At 59.5% G+C, this 21416-nt stretch carries 20 protein-coding genes; 14 read left to right on the top strand and 6 right to left on the bottom strand.

All coding sequences use genetic code 11. From position 1 onward, the window contains the following. Nucleotides 1-42: 42 nt before the first annotated feature. Nucleotides 43-1848 carry a DUF3658 domain-containing protein gene (locus tag ACFSKT_RS03330; RefSeq protein WP_377720378.1) on the top strand — a complete coding sequence of 602 codons (1806 nt, stop codon included), beginning with the start codon at nt 43-45 and terminating at the stop codon, nt 1846-1848. A gap of 144 nt (nt 1849-1992) precedes the next feature. On the opposite strand, the gene ACFSKT_RS03325 is transcribed toward ACFSKT_RS03330, so the two are convergent. Next, entirely contained in the window at nt 1993-2163 is a 171-nt protein-coding gene (locus ACFSKT_RS03325) for a hypothetical protein (RefSeq protein WP_377720377.1), read from the bottom strand. A gap of 104 nt (nt 2164-2267) precedes the next feature. Between ACFSKT_RS03325 and ACFSKT_RS03320 the strand changes: the two genes are divergently transcribed. The 4 genes from ACFSKT_RS03320 to modA all read left to right on the top strand — a co-directional run bounded on the left by ACFSKT_RS03320 (nt 2268) and on the right by modA (nt 6794). Beyond that, on the top strand, nt 2268-4322 hold the full coding sequence (locus ACFSKT_RS03320; RefSeq protein ID WP_377720376.1) for a glycoside hydrolase family 15 protein: 2055 nt from the start codon (nt 2268-2270) through the stop codon (nt 4320-4322). Between the two features lie 145 nt (nt 4323-4467). Then, entirely contained in the window at nt 4468-5352 is an 885-nt protein-coding gene (locus ACFSKT_RS03315; protein WP_377720375.1) for a GNAT family N-acetyltransferase, read from the top strand. Between the two features lie 135 nt (nt 5353-5487). Continuing rightward, complete coding sequence (locus ACFSKT_RS03310; RefSeq protein ID WP_377720374.1) at nt 5488-5952, top strand: CcdC protein domain-containing protein; 465 nt, start codon at nt 5488-5490, stop codon at nt 5950-5952. Then, on the top strand, nt 5949-6794 hold the full coding sequence (modA, locus tag ACFSKT_RS03305; RefSeq protein WP_377720373.1) for a molybdate ABC transporter substrate-binding protein: 846 nt from the start codon (nt 5949-5951) through the stop codon (nt 6792-6794). Before ACFSKT_RS03310 ends, modA begins: the two co-directional genes overlap by 4 nt. Nucleotides 6795-6856: 62 nt before the next feature. On the opposite strand, the gene ACFSKT_RS03300 is transcribed toward modA, so the two are convergent. From ACFSKT_RS03300 to ald, 3 genes are all read right to left on the bottom strand, one after another. Continuing rightward, a complete protein-coding gene (locus ACFSKT_RS03300; RefSeq protein ID WP_377720372.1) occupies nt 6857-7825 on the bottom strand; it encodes a substrate-binding domain-containing protein in 969 nt (322 codons plus the stop codon). A gap of 97 nt (nt 7826-7922) precedes the next feature. Next, nucleotides 7923-8180 (bottom strand): DUF2533 family protein, encoded by a 258-nt coding sequence (locus ACFSKT_RS03295; RefSeq protein WP_377720371.1) that lies wholly within the window; start codon nt 8178-8180, stop codon nt 7923-7925. Nucleotides 8181-8240: 60 nt separating this feature from the next. Beyond that, a complete protein-coding gene (gene ald, locus ACFSKT_RS03290) occupies nt 8241-9374 on the bottom strand; it encodes an alanine dehydrogenase (RefSeq protein WP_377720370.1) in 1134 nt (377 codons plus the stop codon). 219 nt (nt 9375-9593) lie between these two features. Between ald and ACFSKT_RS03285 the strand changes: the two genes are divergently transcribed. The 9 genes from ACFSKT_RS03285 (at nt 9594) to ACFSKT_RS03245 (ending at nt 20495) form a co-directional block, all read left to right on the top strand. After that, entirely contained in the window at nt 9594-11246 is a 1653-nt protein-coding gene (locus tag ACFSKT_RS03285) for a PucR family transcriptional regulator (protein ID WP_377720369.1), read from the top strand. A gap of 349 nt (nt 11247-11595) precedes the next feature. Beyond that, nucleotides 11596-13116 carry a phytoene desaturase family protein gene (locus ACFSKT_RS03280; RefSeq protein ID WP_377720368.1) on the top strand — a complete coding sequence of 507 codons (1521 nt, stop codon included), beginning with the start codon at nt 11596-11598 and terminating at the stop codon, nt 13114-13116. A 15-nt stretch (nt 13117-13131) separates the two neighbouring features. Continuing rightward, nucleotides 13132-14580, top strand: coding sequence for a phytoene desaturase family protein (locus ACFSKT_RS03275; RefSeq protein WP_377720367.1), 1449 nt, complete (start codon nt 13132-13134; stop codon nt 14578-14580). Between the two features lie 2 nt (nt 14581-14582). Continuing rightward, nucleotides 14583-15455, top strand: coding sequence for a phytoene/squalene synthase family protein (locus tag ACFSKT_RS03270; RefSeq protein WP_377720366.1), 873 nt, complete (start codon nt 14583-14585; stop codon nt 15453-15455). Continuing rightward, complete coding sequence (locus ACFSKT_RS03265) at nt 15452-16186, top strand: carotenoid biosynthesis protein (protein WP_377720365.1); 735 nt, start codon at nt 15452-15454, stop codon at nt 16184-16186. Before ACFSKT_RS03270 ends, ACFSKT_RS03265 begins: the two co-directional genes overlap by 4 nt. After that, nucleotides 16155-16907 (top strand): lysophospholipid acyltransferase family protein, encoded by a 753-nt coding sequence (locus ACFSKT_RS03260; RefSeq protein WP_377720364.1) that lies wholly within the window; start codon nt 16155-16157, stop codon nt 16905-16907. Before ACFSKT_RS03265 ends, ACFSKT_RS03260 begins: the two co-directional genes overlap by 32 nt. Beyond that, on the top strand, nt 16883-18046 hold the full coding sequence (locus ACFSKT_RS03255) for a glycosyltransferase family 2 protein (RefSeq protein ID WP_377720363.1): 1164 nt from the start codon (nt 16883-16885) through the stop codon (nt 18044-18046). The genes ACFSKT_RS03260 and ACFSKT_RS03255 overlap by 25 nt, the downstream gene beginning before the upstream one ends. Further along, complete coding sequence (locus ACFSKT_RS03250; RefSeq protein WP_377720362.1) at nt 18043-19521, top strand: phytoene desaturase family protein; 1479 nt, start codon at nt 18043-18045, stop codon at nt 19519-19521. The genes ACFSKT_RS03255 and ACFSKT_RS03250 overlap by 4 nt, the downstream gene beginning before the upstream one ends. 80 nt (nt 19522-19601) lie before the next feature. Further along, nucleotides 19602-20495: an aldo/keto reductase gene (locus tag ACFSKT_RS03245; protein WP_377720361.1), complete on the top strand. Its 894-nt coding sequence runs from the start codon at nt 19602-19604 to the stop codon at nt 20493-20495. A 111-nt stretch (nt 20496-20606) separates the two neighbouring features. Here ACFSKT_RS03245 and ACFSKT_RS03240 read toward each other — a convergent pair whose 3' ends face one another. Next, nucleotides 20607-20936, bottom strand: coding sequence for a DUF5658 family protein (locus ACFSKT_RS03240; RefSeq protein ID WP_377720360.1), 330 nt, complete (start codon nt 20934-20936; stop codon nt 20607-20609). A 171-nt stretch (nt 20937-21107) separates the two neighbouring features. After that, nucleotides 21108-21353, bottom strand: a complete 246-nt coding sequence (locus ACFSKT_RS03235) for a hypothetical protein (protein ID WP_377720359.1) — start codon at nt 21351-21353, stop codon at nt 21108-21110. Between the last annotated feature and the right edge of the window lie 63 nt (nt 21354-21416).

Raw genomic sequence — 21416 nt, 5'->3', positions numbered from 1 at the left:
TATCATCGCCTTCCATTGGTTGCCAGAAGGAGTGATGGTCGTTTGAAGGACAAAGAAGCGATAATCGCGAAGACGCGAAACTTCGTGAAAGCGGCGCTAGAGCACGACAGCAGCGGCCACGACTGGTGGCATATCGCGCGAGTCGCCCGCAGTGCGAAGCTGCTGGCCGAGATGGAGGGCGGCGATCCGTATGTCTGCGAGTTGGCGGCGCTGCTGCACGATATCGCGGACGAGAAGCTGAACGTCTCCAAGGAGGCCGGGCTGCGCAGAGTCGAGGACTGGCTGGCTGAGACAGGCGTCGATGGCTCGATATCGGAGCATGTCATGCGTATCGTCTCGACGATGTCCTATGGAGGCGGGGGCGGCGCGCCGATGGAGACGATCGAAGGCAAGATCGTGCAGGACGCGGACCGTCTGGATGCGATCGGCGCGATTGCCGCGGCGCGCACGTTCGTATATTCCGGCTGGAAGGGCAGGCTCATCTACGACCCGAATGTGCGTCCGCGCGCTTCGATGACGAAGGAGGAGTACCGCAGCGGCAAGGATACCGCGGTTAACCATTTCTACGAGAAGCTGCTGAAGCTGAAGGCGCTGCTGAATACGCCATCCGCGCGCATGCTGGCGGAAGAGCGACATGCGTTCATGGTCGGGTACCTCGAGGCGTTCGACCGGGAGTGGGAGCTGGGCAACCCGGATTATTTGACGGAGAGACTGGGCGAGACGCAGGAGCTGGAACGCATTCACGTCGTCTTCGATGAGACGGCGGCCCATTCCCTCCGGTTCCTGCTGCGCGATAAGCCTGGCGAGTATGTCGTTTCGCTGGCGGACGATTTATCCGTCGGTCCGCTGGACGACCGCGGCGATGCGCGGACGGGAGGGGTGAAGCGCCGGATGGACTGGCTGGCTGAACGCAGGATGCTCGGGAACGCCGAAGCCGACCGCTTCGGGGATTGCATCGCTTGGAGCAGCTGGCCGGAGCGGCTCGCGGGACGCCGGATCGTGGTATGGGCGGCCGGGAACGCCAAGGAGCAGACCGGTCTTCGGCGGCTCATCGCGCATATTCCGGATGCGGAAGAAGTCCGCGTGATCGACGCGCCTGCCCTTATCTTCGAGCGGACGAACGGATCGCTGTTGTATTCGCATACCGGGGAGGTATCGCTGCGGGAGCTGGGCGAGCTTATGGAGCAAGGACAAGCCGTGACGTCCGCGGAACAGATCGAGTATGCCGACGATTGGCGGAGGCTGCGGGTCGAGGATGGCGAACTGCGCGTAATAGTCGAGGGCCGGATTCAATCGGTGCCGGAGGATTATTGGGACGAGATGATCTTGCTATCGGCCATCGACGTCGCGTCTTCGACGGCTCGTATGTTCATCGCCGCCCGTCTGGTGGGGCAGATCATCGGTCGAAGCGACCAGCGGTTGAACGACGCCTTCTTGTTCTATCGCATTCGTTGTCTGGTGGAGACCGGGAAACTGGAGGGAAGCGGCAATCCGGAAGCAATGGGCGGCTACAAGGTCGGATTCGGAGAACCGGCCAGCTTGGAAGCGCCCGATCCCGCGAACGTACAGGCTTATGCCGAATGGGCTCGCCTGTACGCGCCCGAAGCAGGCGTGCTTGAGCGGCATCTTTCACTTGAAAAGGAAGCGGATCAACAGGTATTGGACATGCTGCGCAAACTATCGGAAGGCAGTCAGGCCGACGTCCGGATGCGCCGGATGGTCGCAAAGGTCATCGACGACTTCATGAATGAACGCAGGTTGTACGCCGAACGGCGCAATGCCATCCTTGGCATGATGGCCGCCATATCGAGATCAACCCAGGAGATTGAGGATAACCGGCAGACATAGCCTCTTCCTCACCGCGAAATATGGCGCAATTCTGCTTGCGTGTTTTATTTGCTTATCCACTTTTTGATCACGCAAAAAAGCCGCCCGATGGGCGGCTTTTGCTGCTTATTGTCGCGTGTCCCTGGGTCAAACGGGGAGCAAGTCTTATTGGGTCTCGTCGGGATTCACGTACTGATCCTGATCGCTGCCCCAAATAAAATCCACGGAATAATCCATCTTGCCGGTTTTATTCTCGGGCGCGAACGTCGCCGCGGCGTTTGGCGCCGCTTGCTGTTCTTCCTGCTCCTGCGCCTGCTCGTTCCACTGGTCGGCCATCGTTATCCCTCCTCGTTGTACGGTCCCTATTATGACCTTTGCCGCGCATTGATATTCCGGATGTTGGACAAGTTACTAGCAAACAACAGATAAGGTGGATAACGATGCCCAGAGACTTGCCCATCGGCAACGGGAACGTGCTGATTAACTATGATTCCCGTTACAATTTGCGCGAAATCTACTATCCGTACGTTGGCATGGAGAACCATACGTTAGGCAATTGCTGCCGGTTCGGCATATGGACGCCGGAGGGCTTCGCCTGGATCGACGACGCGGGCATGCAGACGAACGCCTTATACGAGGAAGACACGCTGGTCACGGAAGTGCACGCCAGGCACGAGCGTCTCGGCTTCGAGCTGTTCATTCAAGATACGGTCGATTACGAGCAGGATTGCTTCCTCCGCCGGGTGACGGTGCGCAATCTGTTCGCCCATCCGCGCGCATTCAAGCTTTATATGCATCTGGACTTGGAAATCTACGGTTCGGCGATCGGGGACACCGCGTATTTCGATCCGGATCTGAGCTCGCTCGTCTTCTACAAACGGAACCGGTACTTCTCGCTCACCTGTCAGTCCGCCGGACAGCAGGGGCCGAACCCGAGCGGCTACGCGACCGGCAAGAAGCGCGTGGCGGGCATGAACGGTACTTGGCAGGACGCCGAGGACGGACAGCTCGGCGGCAATCCGATCACGCAAGGATCGGTAGACGGCACGCTGGAGCTCACGGTTCCCGTGCAAGGGCAAGCCCAACAGGAGGGCTGGTTCTGGATCGGGTTCGCGACGAACGAGGCGAGGCTGCGCGAGCTTGAGCATACGATTCGCACGACGACGCCCGCGCAGATGCTGAAGCGTACGTCCGGCTACTGGCGGCATTGGGTACATCAGGACAAGCATGATTTGTCCGGGCTAGATCCGGCGCTCGCTTCGCTCTACAAACGCAGCCTGCTCATTATCCGCACGCATTTCGACAATCGCGGGGCGATCGTGGCCGCGAACGATTCGGACATTCTGAAATTCTCGAGGGATTCGTATTCGTACATGTGGCCGCGAGACGGCGCGCTAATCGCGCATGCGCTCGACCGCTGCGGTTATGGCGAATTGACGAATGCCTTCGTCGAATTTTGCGAGAAATCGCTCACGCAGCAAGGCTACATGATGCACAAGTATAATCCCGACGGCTCGGCGGGGTCCAGCTGGCATCCGTGGATCAACGCGAAGGGCGAGAAGCAGTTCCCGATCCAAGAGGACGAGACGGCGCTCGTGATCTTCGCCATGTGGCACCACTTCCAGATTGACGGCACGCTAGCGCAATCCAAATCAACGTACGAGAAATTCGTCGTGCCGGCGGCGGATTTCCTCATTCGCTATCGCGGAGCGACCGGTCTTCCGCTGCCTTCCTATGATTTGTGGGAGGAGCGCTACGGCGTCCACGCCTTTACCGTAGCGACGGTATACGCGGGATTGATAGCCGCTTCGAATTTCGCCAAATTCCATCAAGACAACGTCCGTGCCATCTATTACCGGGATACAGCGGAAGCGGTGAAGCGGGCGGTCGAAGAGCAAATGTACGACAAGCAGCTGCGGCGTTTCCTCCGCGCGCTGTATTGGAACCCGACGACAAGCGCGTATGAAGCCGACTTGAAGCTGGATGCAAGCATGTACGGGTTGTTCGACTTCGACATGTTCAAGGCGGACGATCCGCGCATCATCCAGACGATGCACGATATGTACTTGGCGCTGTCGGTCAAGACGGAGGTCGGCGGATTGGCGCGCTACGAGAACGACTACTATCATCAAATCAGCCAGGACATTAACCGGATCCCGGGCAATCCGTGGATCATCTGTACGCTCTGGTACGCGGAATGGCTGCTGGCCGTGGCGAAGAACGAGGAGGACGTCGAGCAGGCGGTCGAATGGTTGAAATGGACGAGCCGCCATGCGCTGCCGTCCGGCGTGCTGGCCGAACAGGTGCATCCGATCACGGGCGAACCGTTATCCGTCTCGCCGCTCGCCTGGTCGCACGCGACCTATGTGAAGGTCGTGCAGGAGTACGTCGCGAGGAAGAAACAGATGCGCGACAACCGGATCAACGAAGAGACCGACGTGCCCGATTCGCAGGTGCTGGCCGGAAGCGCGCCATTCTATGCCCGGACGAGGTGATGGAGGGGGACGATAACGGTAATTCCGAAAACAAACCGTGCACAAGCACGGTTTTTTGCCGTCGGCACACTTCAATACCTGATGATTATTCTCCCGGTCTTCTAGTATAGTTAAGAAGAGATCTTCAGGACTGGGAGGCCAAGGTATGGAATTTCGCCCGCTGCACGCGTTTACGCTGGAACAGCTGACATCGCTGTGGAATGAAGGGTTTCAGCAGTACTTCGTCAACTTGAATTTCACGCTCGACATGTTCCTCAAGCGATCCGTCACCGAAGGATTGTCGTTCGCCCATTCCTTCGCGATTCTGGACGGGGAGCGGCCGATCGGCTTCGTGATGAACGGCTTCCGCCAGGAAGGCGGACGCAAGATCGCGTGGAACGGAGGAACGGCGCTTGTCCCCGAATATCGGGGTAGATTCATCGGCAAGCGGCTGATGGAAGAAGCGCTGCGGATTTATCGCGCCGAGAACGTCGATACCGCACTGCTCGAAGCGATCAAGGAGAACGCGCCCGCGATTGCCCTGTATCGGAAGTACGGCTATGAAGTAACCGACACGCTTGCTTTCTATCAATGGGAGGGGCAAATCGGCGCGAACACGTTCGGCGCGCTAGTTGGCTCGGATCGGTACACGTTTGAAATCGGCAATCCGCAAGACGTGCAGCAGTTGACATTCCACGAAGAGCTGCAGCCGTGGCAATCGCAATGGCAGACGCTGCAGTCGGGAGGACTTGCGATTATTGCCCGCGAGCCTAGCGGCGAACCGGCCGGTTATGCCTTGATTAAGAAGGTATTGGACGAGCACGGGGAGCACCGTTCCACGATCTTATATCAATGCGCGGCGAAGGAAGATGCTCCGGTCAGAAGCGCGCTTATAAGCGCTTTATTGATTCGCGCATACGCAAGTTCGCAGTCAATCGTATGCCGAACGGGCAATTTACCGTTGAGCCAGCACGTTGTCGTGGAGCAGCTGGAGCAAGCAGGCTTCAAGAAGACCTTGGAGCAGGTTCACATGAGGCTCGAGCTCCGATAGAAAGATTCACATAAACAAAGTTATGTTAACCGAATTGGAGAGACGGGCGGTAGCAGCGGGGTCGAAGCTTGACATAAGGGCCTTTCATGCGTTGAAATGATAGGAAGTCAACGTAAAGGAAGGGTAGACGCAGCTATGAAATGGTTCAACCGCACCAACAAACCCGTCACTAGAGGCGGTCTTTGGATTCTGCTTCCCGTCGCGATCGTCCCGATTCTGTTTACTTTCACGCTCTATCAGCTTCGCCACGTCCCAGGAAGGCCGTTCCATCTGCCGGCGTACTGGGAGCTCGCCATCGCGATGGCGCTAGGGCTTGCGTTCGGCGTTGTCATGCTAGTCCAGACCGCGTACGAGAAGCGGGAGGACGGTCTCATCTATCCGAAATCGAACAAAAATTTCAAATATGTGCTGCTCGGCATCATCGTCGTCCGGGTTGCCCTGTCGGAATATTTCCGCACGCTCGATCAAACGGTATTCACCGTGCTCGCCATGGTGCTGGCCTTAACGTATCTGTTCGTATGGCGGATCGGCAGCTTCATGAAAGTTCGCCGGCTGCTGCGTCCGGACGAGGTCCCGGCAGCTTCGGAGGACGCGGCGTGAGCGGGGGCTCGAAGCGCAATCGCCGTCTGCTGTTCGCGCTTGCCGCGGGCATCCTTGTCGCGGCAGCGGTCACGTACTTCGCGATGCGAGAAGGCTCCGGTGCAGCGGGGGCGCGCGACGGCGCCACGGAGCTTGTCGTGTCGGCGGCCGCGAGCTTGAAAGAGGGACTTGAAGCGGTGAAAGCACGCTTCGAGGACGATCATCCGCATATTCGGCTGACGTTCAACTACGGATCGTCCGGGGCGCTGCAGAAGCAGATCGAGCAGGGCGCCCCGGTGGATCTGTACGTATCGGCTAGCCTGCGGCAGATCGAAGCGCTGCGGGAGCAGTCGCTCATTAAGGAAAGCGTCACGCTGCTCGCCAACGAATTGGTCGTCGTCGTGCCGAAGGAGGACGGCGTCACGCAGCCGATGAAGAAGTTAAGCGATATCACGCAGGATGACTATCGCGTTATTGCGATCGGCCAACCCGAGACCGTGCCGGCCGGGCATTACGCGAAGGAGGCGCTGGCCGCGGAGGGAATCTGGAATGACGTGGCGGATCGGCTTGTCTTCGCGAAGGACGTCCGCCAAGCGCTCACATACGCGGAGACAGGCAATGCGGACGCCGCGCTCGTCTATGCGACCGATGCCGCGACTTCGCAGCTATCGGTCGTCGCGCTGCGCGTCGACGGAAGCCTGCATTCGCCGATCGTGTATCCGGCCGCGCTGTTAGCCGAATCGGAGCATCCGGATGAAGCGGCTATGTTCTACCGGTTCCTTCAATCGGCCGAAGCGCAAGAGCTCTTCGCATCTTTCGGATTTCGTCCGGCTGCCCGCGGCGCCGTAACGCCCGACGAATAGGGAAAGCCCATTGAACCGCTGAACGTTAGACGTTCGGCGAATTCGATGGGCTTTTCGGCGTGCTAATATTCGTAGAGGATCTCGCCCGTTCGCGAGAAATCATAGCCTTGGATCGCGCGCAGCTCATGTCGGAGGGCATCGGAGCGCAGCAGCTTCACGACGGCTTGCACCCACGCTTCGTTCTCGGGCTTCTTCAGCATGACCAGATCGTACTGCTCCTCGATCAGCGGAATGAACTCGACGCCGCCGACGATGGCCGCCGCCTTCGCGATGCCGACACCGACGTTCGCTTCCCCCGACGCCACCTTGGCGGCAACGGCGAGATGACTGTCCTCCGCTTGGTCATAACCGGCAATCGCACTTGACGCGATGCCGTGGAGCCGGAGCTGCTCGTCCAGCAGCACCCGGGCGCCCGAGCCTTGCTCCCGATTGGCGAGCCTGATGTCCGGTCGGCCAAGGTCGCGCCATTCGCTTAATCCCAGCGGGTTCCCCGGTTGGACATATAATCCCGCAGGGCGTGCGAGCAGATGGATGACGAGGAGCGGCTGTCCGACGAGCAGCTTGCGGATATAAGGCAAGTTATATAGGCCGGTATCGCCATCGAGCAGGTGGGTGCTTACGATGTCGCTTTCTCCCCGGTACATGGCGATGAGGCTGTCCAGACTGCCGACGTATTCCCGAAGCGGACGCACGCCCGGGACTTGTTTCTCGATATGCTTGGCCAGGATATCGAGACTCACATCCTGACCGGTGATGACCAATCTTCCGCCGCCTGCGCTATGTGCATGCTGCGAGGCGGGAGATGGCGGCGGCTCGCGACGGGCGGATCCGGCGAGCGATTCCGGACTGCCATGCGCAAGTCCTTTGCTTCGCTGCTTGTAGCGCTCCAGGTCGGAGGCATCCACGCGCATCTGCTTGCCGACCCGATACGCGGGTAAGTCGCCTTTTTTGATGAGGTCGTAAACCGTCAGCTTCGAGATCTTCAACAGCTTGGCGATTTCTTCAGTCGTGTAGGATAAATCGTTGGTCATCGCGGTTCCCTCGTTCCCGTATCTCGATCCTAAGCGGCTTGACAAATCCCCGAACGCCGCCTGTGAAGGCACGCCCGGGGATCTTGATTCGAAGCGCTTATGATTTGGCCGCGTGTGCGCGGACCATCTCTTCCGTCACGAATACGCGCGTTGGAGAGATGCCGTTCTTGGCATGCGCGTTGATGCGGGAGGTGATCGCGTTGATCTCGTCGACCGAGAACGGCAGACCTTCCTTCGCGAGCTTGAGCGCGCGGTCGATCGCTTGCTCGCGCAGCTCATCGAGCTCTGCGAACGCGACGAGATGGCGGTTCTGCGCGGATACGTGCTTCGTGATCGCTTCGTGTGCAGACAACATGGCGGTGCTCCTTCCCAAAAGCATTTACCGCCTATTATAGCACAATCGGCCTGCCTGCGGTTAAGCTTTGACGCGTGCGGCTTCCAGCGCGGATGCGACGGCGACGTGCGGATAGCCGAGCGCCGACGCGACCGCTTCATACGTGATCGAGCCGCTGAGCACATTCACGCCGCTGCGAATGGCAGGATTCGAGGCGATCGCGGCAAAGGCGCCTTGGTCGGCGATTTGCAGCGCGTAAGGAAGCGTCGCGTTCGTCAGACCCATCGTCGAGGTTTGCGGGACCGCCCCCGGCATATTGGCAACAGCATAATGGATGACGCCATGCATCTCGTAGGTCGGCGAGTCGTGCGTCGTGATGCGGTCGATCGTCTCGACGATGCCGCCTTGGTCGATGGCGACGTCCACGATGACCGAACCCGGCCTCATCGCCTTGACGACGGCTTCCGGCACGAGCGTCGGAGCCTTCGCGCCGGGGATGAGGACGGCGCAGACGAGCAAATCAGCTTGCTGCACCGATTGCGCGATATTCGCCGGCGTCGAGACGAGCGTCTGGATGCCGCGGCCGAAGATTTCCTCCAACTGGCGGAGCCGGTTCACGTTGGTGTCCAGAATGGTGACGTTCGCGCCAAGACCGATCGCGATGCTCGCCGCATTCGTGCCGACCACGCCGCCGCCGATAATCGTCACGTTGCCGCGGGCCACGCCGGTAATGCCGGAGAGCAAGATGCCTTTGCCGCCTTTCGGCCGCTCGAGCAGCTGGGCGCCGATCTGAACCGCCATCCGGCCGGCTACTTCGCTCATCGGCGTGAGCAGCGGCAGCGTGCCGCTTACTTCGACGGTTTCATAGGCGATCGCCGTCACGCCGGATTCGACGAGCGCCTTCGTCAGCGCGGCGTCGGCCGCTAAGTGCAGGTAGGTGAAGAGGATGAGACCTTCGCGGAAATAACCGTATTCGCTAGCGATTGGCTCCTTCACCTTCATGATCATGTCCGCCTGCTGCCATACTTCTGCCGCCGTCTCGGCGATCGTCGCGCCGGCCGCGGCGTATTGTTCGTTCGTGAAGCCGCTCTCCAAGCCGGCATTGCGTTCGACGGTGACCGTATGTTGGCGGCGGATGAATTCAGCCGCCCCGGCAGGCGTCAAAGCGACGCGATTTTCGTTGTTTTTGATTTCTTTCGGAAGCCCGATCCTCATGTTCGATCACCTCAATGTTTGATTGCTTTCATCGTATCGCGTGTCAGGGAACGTTACATCATACGATCTGTCTAACGTTTGGCCCAATTTAAGGACGAAATGGATAATGCCCGCGCTGTACATCTTGTATACTATTAAGAAGTAAGATGGGCGATCTGGGCCGTCTGGATCATACATAGTGACGAACAATATCCTTTATAAAAATGTCAGGGTGATGAGATGTCGAAAAACACCGCGGTTAGCATTCAAGACTTGCTGCGACGGCCGGTCTTCAAAGCGGCGAGGCTGGCGGCCGGGCGGAACGGCCTCAACCGGTTCGTCAAATGGGTGCATATTTTAGAAATTACGAACGTGGCGCCTTACGTCAGCAAGGATGATCTCATCCTCTCGACCGGTCTGTGGATGAAAGAGGCGAAAGGCGGGTTGACGTATTTGGAGCAGTTAATCCGTCAGGAAGCCTCCGGCCTTTGCATTGAACTAGGCACGAGCATAACGGAGATCCCGGAGGCGATCGTCGAGTATTGCGAACGTCATGACTTCCCGCTGATCGTCTTCGCGGAGCCGGTTCGGTTCGTAACGATCACGCAGGACATCCACGGTCTGCTGATTAACCAGCAGCATCAACTGCTCAAGAGTCTGGAGCAGTTCTCGCGCAGATTCCAGAAGCTGACGCTCGCCACGACCGATATATCCGCCGTGCTTCGGCTGCTGCACGAGTTTACGAACAAACAAGTCGCGTATATCTCCTTCGTGGAGGCGAACCGGTTCTACCCGAAGGCCGCGCCCGAGCTGTCGCATGCGATCGCGGCCGCGATGAAGCCCTATGCGGAAGGGGAGAACAACAGCGGCGAACCGGCCGTGCTGCGGCTCGATCACGAGCTGAACGTCATGCTTCATCCGATCGTTTGTTTCGATCAGACGCTTGCCTACATTGGCGTCCTGCAGCCGCGCCGCCATGAGCCCGGCGATACGACGGTCGTCATGTTGGACTACGCATCGCAATCGATCGGCACGATGCTGCTGAGGACGTTGTTCAAGGAGGAGAAGATACAGCGCGACCAGAACCAGCTCGTACTCGATATCATGGAACGCCGGGTCGAGGACGAGGATGAAGCGCGCACCCGAATCGGGCTCCGCGTCCGGGGCAAGGAGTCGTATTGGTTCGCCGGCGGCATATTCGAGATTGCCTATGCCGAGCAGGAGGTCGTGCAGGAGCAGAAGGAATCGGATTATCAGGATTTCATCGTGCTGCTGCGGGCGCTGTTGAAGAAGCAGGGATTGTACGGCCTGTTGGCCGCGCAGGAGAATCGGATCCACGTGCTGATCGCCAAGGAGAAAATCAACGCGGATTCGGCCAGAGGGCTGGAGAAAGCGCTGCTGCGGCTGCGCGGCGAGCTGGACGATTTTGCGGGCAGCCAGCCGGAGCGAATCGTCCTTCGCGCGGGGTTCGGACGGTTTCGCTCGCTGCTGACCGAGTCGTACCACGGCATCCGAGAAGCAAGGCAAACGCTCGAGGTGTCCCGGGACGTGCCTGCCATGGCGGGCGTCCTGTTCTACGAACGGCTCGGCATCTATCAGCTGTTGAAAGCGATACCGGACCCCGCAGTTCACCGCTCGTTCATCGACGCGCATCTTGGCGCGCTGATCGCGCACGACAAGGATAACAGCTTCCAACTCATCGACACGCTGGACGCCTATTTCAAGTGCGCGGGCTCCAAGCAGGATACGTCGAACCGGCTCTTTATTCACCGGCAGACGCTGTATCACCGGCTCGGCAAGCTGACGGAGATTTTGGGCGAAGATTTCTTTGAGCCGGATCGACGGATTTGCTTGGAGATGGCGCTTCTGATGTACCGATCGGGAAGACAATAGACGAATAGGGACGAAGGCGAGAAGGCTAAGCGGGGGAACATCCGCTTAGTTTTTTTTGGTTTAGAATGTGAAGGTTTTGAGGAAAGAATTGACGTTTTGTAGAGTATGTGTATAGTTAATGTATAGATAGTGCATAGGTGTATGCCGATGACCGCGTATTGCGAATGGATGTAAGCATTACGGGCGCGTTGTACGCATGCTATCCAAGCGGAGCGATTCGCGCTTCCCCGGGGCCGAAAGAACGAATGATGGGGGGAGCGAACATGCTGCGCTTTAAATTACGCTTTAAAAATCTACTTTAAGGTTGATAAAAGGAAATGGCGTTATATGCAATCTTAGGAGGTTACCCGTGAAACAAGGTCATGTGGCAATCATAGGCGCGGGACCCGGCGGCTTGGCGGCCGGCATGCTGCTCGCCGGTCAAGGTTACCGGGTGACCGTATACGAGAAGCAATCCTACGTGGGCGGGAGGACGTCGCGCATGCAGCTCGGCGACTACGCGTTCGACCGGGGACCGACGTTCCTGATGTATCCGTCGCTGCTCGAGGAGCTGTTCGAATCCGTCGGGCGTTCGCTGCGCGACTACGTCGATCTCGTTGAGCTGGACCCCCTGTATCGGCTGAAGTTCGGCGAACTCGAATTTACGCCTTCTACGGATATGGACCGCACCGAAGCGGAGATCGAGCGTTTGTTCCCGGGCAATGGCGCCGGCTATCGGCGCTTCATGCGAGAGGAAGGTCTGAAGTTCGAACGCGTCTCCCCGCTGCTTATGCGGCCTTTCGGCAAAATCCGCGACTATGTCCGCAGCGACATATTCGCTGCTTTGCCGCGATTGAACGCCGTCGATAGCGTATACAACCGGTTGTCCCGCTACTTCAACGACGAACGGTTAAAGTATGCGTTTACGTTTCAAGCCAAGTACTTGGGGATGTCTCCTTGGGAATGCCCCGGCACGTTCACGATTTTGTCTTATCTGGAGCACCGCTACGGACTCTATCATCCCATCGGCGGCGTGAACCAGGTGTGCGAAGCGATGCGGCGCGTCATGGAGGAATACGGCGGCAGGGTAGAGCTGGGGCGCGGCGTGGCGCAAGTGATCGTCAAGAACGGCACGGCGGCTGGACTTCTGCTGGAGGACGGCGAGCGCATCGAGGCGGATCATGTCGTCGTGAACGCGGATTTCGCCACGGCCGTGCATCGGCTGTTCGACCCGTCCGACCTGAAGAAGCACAAGCCGGCGCGCGTCGCGAAGATGAAATATTCCTGTTCGACCTACATGCTTTACCTCGGGCTCGACAGGAAGATCGACATGCCACATCACAACGTGCTGTTCGCAGGCGACTATCGCGCCAACGTCCACGACATCATGAACAGCCGCGTATTATCGAAGGACGCCTCTATTTATATCCACAATCCGGGGCTGCACGATCCGACGCTCGCGCCGGCAGGCAAGACCGCCTTGTATGCGCTCATGCCCGTCCCGAATTTGACCGCGGATATAGATTGGGCGGAACAAAGCGCGATCGTGCGCGAAGCCATGCTGGACCGGATGGAGTTGGAGCCGGAGCTAAAAGGCATCCGCGCGAGCATCGAGACCGAGGCGGTCATCTCGCCGCAGCAATGGCGCGACGATCACGACGTATTCTTGGGCGCGACATTCAATTTGGCCCATACGCTCGATCAAATGATGCTGCTGCGCCCCCACAACCGCTTCGAGGACGTCGGCAACTGCTGGCTCGTCGGCGGCGGGACGCACCCGGGCAGCGGGCTGCCTACCATTTTCTCATCCGCTCGCATCTCGGCGGAATTGCTCATGGAACAAGACCGTAATTCGCGCAGAAGCTTCTTTCGCGCGACCCGCCATTCATAGAGGAGGTCGCTTCAAATGGATATTGCGATCGTCGGCGGCGGCGTCGGCGGCATGACCGCGGCGCTACTGCTGAGCAGACAGGGTATGAACGTCACGATCTACGAACGCAGCGCCAAGCTGGGCGGCCGGCTGGCTTACGAGGAAGGAGGCGGTTATCGAATCGACCAGGGACCGACAATCGTCCTGCTGCCGGAGCTGCTGCTTTCCATCCTGGAAGAGGCCGGAATCGACCGCAGCCGCATTCCGCTAAGCATCTGCGAACCTTTATACCGCATTCATTATGCCGATGGCACGATTTTGCACAAATATCATAACAAGGCGAGTCAAATCGAGGAGCTGGAACGGCAATTTCCCGGCGAGGCGGCCGGCTTCGAGCGTTACATGTCGGATATGGCGCAGGTATACGAGCAGGGCAAGCCGGCCTTTCTAGACCGGCCATTCCTGCGCAAGCGCGATTTCTTCCGCATTCGCAATTTGAGACTGCTAGCCCGGCTGCAAGCGTTCAAGAGCGTGCGGAGGCTGGCGGCAAGTTATTTCCGCGACGATCGGCTGATCGACGCCTTCTCGCTGCAAACCTTGTATATCGGCGGGGCGCCGTTCCGTACGCCGGGGCTGTATTCGCTTATCCCGTATGCGGAACATGCGTATGGCGTGTGGTACTTAAAAGGAGGCTACGCGGGACTTGCCGATCTATTGGCGCGCGAGCTGACCGAACGCGGCGTTCGCGTCCGGCTGAACGCCGAGGTCGAGGAGCTCTTGACGGTCGGCGGTGTCTGCCGCGGCGTTCGGGTGCAAGGGGAGGAAGTCCTTTATGATGCCGTCGTCTTCAATGGCGACTATCCCAGCATCTCGGGGCTGCTGCCCGCACAAGCAAGGAAGTTCGTCAAGCAATATGAGCCTTCCTCCGGCTGCTTGCTCATCTACTTAGGGCTCGACAAGCGCTGGCCGGAGGCTTCCGTTCATCAATTCTTCCTGCCACCGCGGCTGAACGAAACGCTGCGGCAAGTATTTCTCGAAGGACGCGTGCCGGATGAGCCGTCGTTCTACTGCTTCTATCCGGGAGCCATCGACGATTCGTCCGCGCCGGAAGGGGAGAGCGCGATGTATATGCTCGTGCCGGTGCCGTCTTCGGATCGCGTCGATTGGGAGAGCGAGGCGGGACCGCTTGCGGAGCGGGTTCTGGAAGAAGCGGAGCGTCGGGGGTTCCCCGGACTGCGCGCCGCCGTGCGCTGGATGAAGGTCCGCACGCCGCACGATGCCGAGGCCGATGGGTTATATGGCGGCGGCAGCTTCGGCATCTCGCCGCTACTCACGCAATCGGCGGTGTTCCGGCCGCAGCTGTCGCCGCTGCCCGTCGCCAACCTATACGCGGTCGGGGCTTCGACGCATCCGGGCGGCGGGGTGCCGATCGTCATGCAGGGCGCCCGGCTGCTCGTGAATCATATCGTAAAGGAGATGGCCTAATTATGGAGCTTGCCGCATGTTTATCCAGCTGCGAGGCAGCGATCGCGCGAGGGTCCAAAAGTTTCTACCACGCTTTCCGTTATCTGCCCAGCCCGCGCCGCGAAGCGGTCTACGTCATCTACGCGTTCTGCCGGATGATCGACGATTCCATCGACGAGCCTTGGAAGTCGCCGTATCGTTTGGATGAGCTGGAGCGGCATTTGCAGGAATTAGACCGTGCAAGCGGGCATTACATATGGCCGGCGCTGCGGTGGCTGTTCGCCGCGTTCCCGCTGACCAAAGAGCCGTTCTATCGCCAGATGGAGGGGCAGCGGCTCGACTTGTCGTTAACACATTATTCGACGATGGAGGAGCTCGAACGCTACTGCTATCTCGTGGCGGGTACGGTCGGCGAGATGCTGCTTCCCGTCCTGCACGACCAACCCGGCCCCGAGGTGACGGCGGCCGGCATCTACTTGGGCCAAGCGATGCAAATCGTGAATATCGTGCGCGACATCGGCGAAGACATGAACCGCGGCCGGCGCTACGTCCCCGCGTCGCTGCTCGCCCGGCACGGCTACAGCGAGGAAGAGTTCCAGGCGCGGATAATCAACGACGAGTTCCGGGCGATCATCCGGGAGTTGACTGCGCTTGCGGACCACTGGTTCTTGCTCGGTCTATCGCGGCTGGAGAGCTATCCGGCTTCGAGCGCATTCGCGATCGAGCTGGCGGCCGCTTATTATCGCGGCATACTAGACGAAGTCCGCGTGAACCGCTATCAGGTCTTCCATCGCCGGGCTGTCGTCGGCAAGTCCGCCATGCTGGGCATGTTCGCCCGTCTTAAAGTCAAATATGCGGGGGTCGCCGACGCGCGCGACAACGATGCCGTCTCATGAGCATGCTTCGGCCAGTTTTCCTCGTTTGGTATGCGGTGGGGCTCGCGCTCATGCTGACGGTGGGCGTTCCTTCCGCGCTATCTTTTTCCAATGGATGTTTTCTCGTCTTCTTCACGGCTTACGCGTTAAGCATCGAAGCCAAGCTGGAGAAGAGACCGCGCGCAATGTACGGCAGGGCGCTGGCGGTCGGCGTCGTGACATTCGCCATCGAACGAATCGGCGTCGTGACCGGATTTCCGTTCGGCGGCTATGCCTACACGTCCGTACTCGGCGTTCGCCTCGCCGGCGTGCCGCTGACGATCGCGCTTGCGTGGGTCGGCATATTGACGATCGCCGTCCTGCTCGCGTCTTCCTCGACCAGGCTGGGCAGGGCGGTCGAGACCGGCTGCTGGACGGTGCTGCTCGACCTGGTGCTTGATCCGGTCGCCTATGCGCGACAATTTTGGCTGTGGCGGGAAGGGGCGGGCATGACGTTCCATGGCGTGCCGCTTCAAAATTTCGCCGCCTGGTTCCTCATCGCGGCCATTGCATCGCTGCTGTACCCGCTCCGTCCCGTACCGACGGATATCCGGCGTGAAGCGGCGAGACTCATGCAGCTGATGCTGCTGATGTTCGGCCTGCTCGCCCTGCGCGAAGACTTGCTTGCGGCATTCGCAATCGCGCTGGCGGGCATCGCCGGCTTGGAAGGAGCGTTCCGGCATGCTGCGCGCAACGAACAGCGACTGGTTTAAACGGCTATTCGCGCTCTACAACGACCATTACTTACTGCGCCGACATTTTCATTCCCTTCGGATGCGCGGCATGCCGGACGTCGTTGAAGGACGCCCCGTACTCTACGTCATGAACCACAGCTCCTGGTGGGACGGCTTGCTCGTCTACCATGCCGTTCGCCGCTATTCGCAGCACGCGCATTACATCATGATGGAGGAGAAGCAGCTGAGGACGTTCGCCTTCTTCCGCAGGTTAGGCGCCTTCTCGATCGGCGATGAGCCAGCCGCGATGGCCGCCACGTTCCGCTACGCGCTCCGGCTGCTCGGCGAAGGGAACCCGGTGTGGATCTTTCCGCAAGGCGAAATCCGTCACGCCGAAGAACGGCCGATTCGATTCCGGGAAGGCATCGGCCTGCTGCTGGAACGAAGGAGCGAGACGGTCGTCATCCCGGTGACCGCGTATTACGCCATGGCGCTGAACCAACGGCCGGATGCATCGCTCTGGTTCGGCCAGCCGATCGAACGCGATTGGCGGACGATGGGTCGCGCGGCGGCGACCGAGCTGCTGCGGACCGCCGTGCAAGCGCAGTTGGACATGCATCGGGAAGAAGTCATCGCGGCGCCGGATGGCGACTTGCGCGCCTTTGTCCCCATCATGCGAAGCGGGCGTTCGACGAGCGGACGATATGAAGCGTGGAGAAGGAGGCTGAAGTCCGGATGGCGGGCGTTCTTTGGATCATAGCCGGCTTGGTCGCGGTTCAGCTGCTGTTCGCGCTCTGGAACCTATCGTCACTGCCATATCTGGGAGGGACGGGGGAAGGGCGGAAGCATCTGTCGGATTCGCAGCGGCGCGGTCCGGGCGAAGCGGCTCCGCTGCTCTCCGTCCTCATTCCCGCGCGGGACGAAGCCGATAATATAGGCGACTGTCTAAAATCCGTTTTGGCCGAGCGTTCGCCTTTCGTCGAGAGCATCGTCTTGGACGACGGGTCTCGGGACGGCACGGCCGCGGTCGCCCGACGGGCGTCGCTGGACGATGGGCGGGCGAGCGTCATCGCGGGCAAGCCCAAGCCGGACGGCTGGACCGGCAAAGCCTTCGCCTGCCATCAACTCGCGCAGGTCGCCCGCGGCGAATGGTGGCTGTTCCTCGATGCCGATGCGCGCTTGGAGAAGGACGCCCTGGCGGCCGCCATGGATACCGCGCTCATCCAGCGGAGGGGGCTCATCACCGGGTTCCCCAGACAAGTGACCCGCTCGTGGATGGAGCGGCTCGTCGTGCCGCTCATGAATTTCACGGTCGCCTGCCATCTGCCGATCAAGCTCGTGCGAGGCTCTGACGATCCGAGATTCGCCGCCGCCCATGGCGCCTTCATGCTCGTCCATGCCGACAGCTACCGCGAGGCGGGCGGGCATGCGGCCAATCCGGACCATCTCGTTGACGACATGCAGCTCGCGCGCGCGTTCAAGAGGGCGAAGCTGCCCGTCTCGCTGCTCGATATTAGCGCTTATGTTTATATGCGGATGTACGCGGACGGGGCTTCCGTATGGTCGGGATACAGGAAGAACATTTACGCGGGGACCGGAAGGAACGGCTGGCTGTTGAGCATGATGATGCTGCTCTACGGCATGCTGTATTTGATACCTCCCTCAGCGCTGTTAGGGGCCGTCTTGGCTCATCGGGCGGACTGGATATCCGGTGCCGCCGCCGGAACGCTGCTTGGCATGGCGCTCAAATTCGTCGTCGACCGAAGAGGCAGGCAGCCAATCGCTCACGCGCTGATCCTGCCGCTTGGCATCGCCGCGCTGATCGGGATCGCCTTCGCTTCCTGGCGGGACGCGGCGAGGGGAAGAGGGTATTCATGGAAAGGGCGGCGGTACGAGTGAAAAGACGCGTCATCATCATCGGAGCGGGCATCGGCGGATTATCGGCGGCCATTCGATTGGCATCGGCCGGGTATTCCGTCACGATGCTGGAGCAGCAGAAAGAGGTTGGCGGGAAGCTTCAGCGGGTCGAAGGGCAAGGTTATACGTTTGATCGCGGACCAAGCACGATGACGATGATTCATCGGTTTGAATCGATCTTTCGATCGGCAGGTAAACATATACAAGATTATGTTAACTTCTATCCGATCGCCGAAGGAACCCGCCATTATTTTCCGGATGGCACGACCGTAGACTTCTCGACGGATGCCGCGGCAATTGAAGCCCAAATCGCGGTTTACAGCGAGGAGGACGCTCGAAATTATCGCTCGTTCATGAAGGAATCCGAAAGGCTGTATCGGCTTGCGGAGCGGCATTTCCTGAATCGGCTGCTTGTTTCTTGGCGGGACAAAGCGTCGCCGTCGCTGGCGCTCGCGTTTGCCCAAGCGCGGCCGCTTCAAACGTACGCCGGCTTGCTGAACCGCTATTTTCGGCATCCTTATACGAAAGCGCTCTTCGGCCGATATGCGACCTACGTGGGTTCCGATCCCGGGAAAGCGCCGGCGATCTTCGCGATGCTCGCGCATGCGGAACAACGTCATGGCGTGTACGGCATTCAAGGCGGCACTTCTGCGCTTGTCCACGGATTGAAGCGGCTGGCACTAGAGCTGGGCGTCGATATTCGCGTATCGGTTCGAGTCGATCGCATCGTATCCTCGAACGGCAGGGTAGCGGGCGTGGATTCGGCCATCGGCTTCCTGCCCGCCGACATCATCATCGCGAACGGGGACGTGCTGACGGTCAACCGCGACCTGATCGACCCGAAGGACCGGCCGGCCATGCCGAATGCGAGAATTCGTCGTTATGAGCCGTCGTTATCAGGATTTGTGATGCTGCTCGGGGTCAAGCGGACGTATTCGCTGCTGCGCCATCACACGGTGTTCTTCCCCGAGCGATACGGCGAAGAATTCGACGCGATCTTCCGGGATAAGCGTCCGCCGCAGGAGCCTGCCCTCTACATTTGCAATACGAGCTGCTCCGAAGCGGGACTTGCGCCCGCCGGATCGAGCAATCTGTTCGTTCTGGCCAATGCGCCCTACCTTGCGGGGGAATGGGACTGGCAGGATGGGCAAGAGGCGGTCGCAGGTCGTCTGATCGATCGGCTGGAAAGGTGCGGACTTGCCAATTTGCGGGAACATATCGAGTTTCGATCGGTATACACCCCGGCGGATCTGGCCGAGGATACATCCGCATATCGCGGCGCGATCTATGGCATATCGTCCAATCGGCCGTCCCAGACGTTCTCGAGACCCTCGAACCGCGGGTCGCTGCGCGGTCTGTGGTTCGTCGGCGGGACGACACATCCGGGGGGCGGCACGCCGATGGTGGCCGCTTCGGGCCAGCTCGTCGCCGAAGCCGTTATCCGCGAGAATCGTTAATGGTATGAAGGAATTTTGACTTCTCCTGTCCGCATCGTATTTAATAAGGACAAACCCGTGTAGAGAGGATGAAGTTTCCAATGAAATATCGTACGCTTGGCAAAACCTTGATGCCGGTGTCCGTGATCGGCGTCGGTACGTGGCAATTCGGCGGCGAGTGGGGCATGCAGTTCACGCAGGACGAAGTCGACGCCATTCTGGACGAGGCGGCCGAGCAGGGGATCAACTTGATCGACACGGCGGAATGCTACGGCGATCATCTCTCGGAGTCGTTCATCGGCAGCTATCTGTCGCGCAGACAACGAGACAAATGGATCGTGGCGACGAAATTCGGCCATCAATTCCACGAACGGTTCACCCGCACGGACAAATTCGCGGCGGCGGACGTCATTCAGCAGCTCGATGCGTCGCTTCGGGCGCTTCAGACGAATTACATCGATCTGTACCAATTTCATTCCGGCCCCGATGCCGTCTTCGATAACGAGGAGCTGTGGGATGTGTTGAACGAGCAGGTGAGAGCGGGCAAAATCCGTCACCTCGGCACGTCGATCGGCAGCAATGCGAATATTCATCAGACCGACGCATCGACGAAGGTCGGTTCGGCGGCGATTCAAGTCGTCTATAATCGACTCGACCGCGTGCCCGAGGGAGAAGTGTTCCCTTCCTGCCAAAGGCAGAATCTCGGCGTGCTCGCGCGTGTTCCGCTTGCCAGCGGCTACTTAAGCGGCAAATACAAACCGGGCGCCGTCTTCGACGCGACCGACGTACGGCATCGCCACGACGCGGCAGCGACGGAGGAGAAACTGCGCGAAGTCGAGCGCATCGCGCGCGAAGAAGTGCCAGCGGGCGTCGATATGGCCGCATGGGCGCTGGCTTGGTGCCTCCGGCATCCGGCCGTGACGGCGGTGATCCCCGGCTGCAAAAATCCGGAGCAGGTTCGCGCCAACGCGAGCGCCGCGCAGCTTGTCGAATAAGCGCATCCGTCGAATGTTCCGAAAAATAACCGAAGCACGAGAAGAGCCCTGTCGATTGGCAGGGCTCTTCGCTTATTTTCGGCGAAACGATTGTCTAGCATGCTTGATTCGTTACAAGGCGTAAATGGCGAGCGAAACCCAAAGCAGATGGTAGACGTTGACCGCGGCGTACACGATCGTGGCAAGAAGGAGAAGGACGCAAAGCCAGCGTTTGCGCTGCAGGCGGGGGAGAAGCAGCAGGAGGACGGACGGGATGGCCAGCTTCCAGCCGTAATAGCTCCATACATTCCATTCATAGACGGCTTTGACCAGCGGATTGAGTTCTTCGATGAATCGCATGCGCAGTCCAATATCCGTGAACAGCGCATCGGTGAAACCGAATGCGATCAGTAGCAGGGCCATCGTCCGCATCGGTAATCGGACGGTCCAATTGAGCAGCATGTTAGCACCTCGCGTAGGTTTGAATAGCCCGATGGATAGAGGATTAGATAGATACATAGGCTCATTCCAAGGATACATTATGTATCATTCCGCTGCAAGCGTTATCGAGGGTCGACCTACGGAATTCCTAGGTTCAAAGCATGCCTTCAGTCGTTTTTCCGTTATAGCATCTTATCCGCAGCCAGGGAATGGCAGGATGTCGGCTACGTCTTGTAACGGATAGTGGAACGTCGCGAATTGACGAGCATACAAGTATTGCATCACGTACACTTCTCCGCCTTGGACGCCGCAAATCACGCCTGCTATACCTTGCCCGTTACGCATGGACAACCCGGCCGGCCTCCCGACGAGCGCCATCGCTTTTTGCTGAATCGTCCAGCTGCTGCCCGGCCAGGAACCCGGATTCGGCGTGAACATGGTGATCGACTCCCTTCGATTGTATCGCGTTATCATGCAATATATGCGGGTCGCGCGGGTTCG

The sequence above is a fragment of the Paenibacillus xanthanilyticus genome, from assembly GCF_042682185.1.
Lineage (GTDB): Bacteria > Bacillota > Bacilli > Paenibacillales > Paenibacillaceae > Paenibacillus_Z > Paenibacillus_Z xanthanilyticus.
This window is presented reverse-complemented; position numbering and strand designations above follow the sequence as displayed.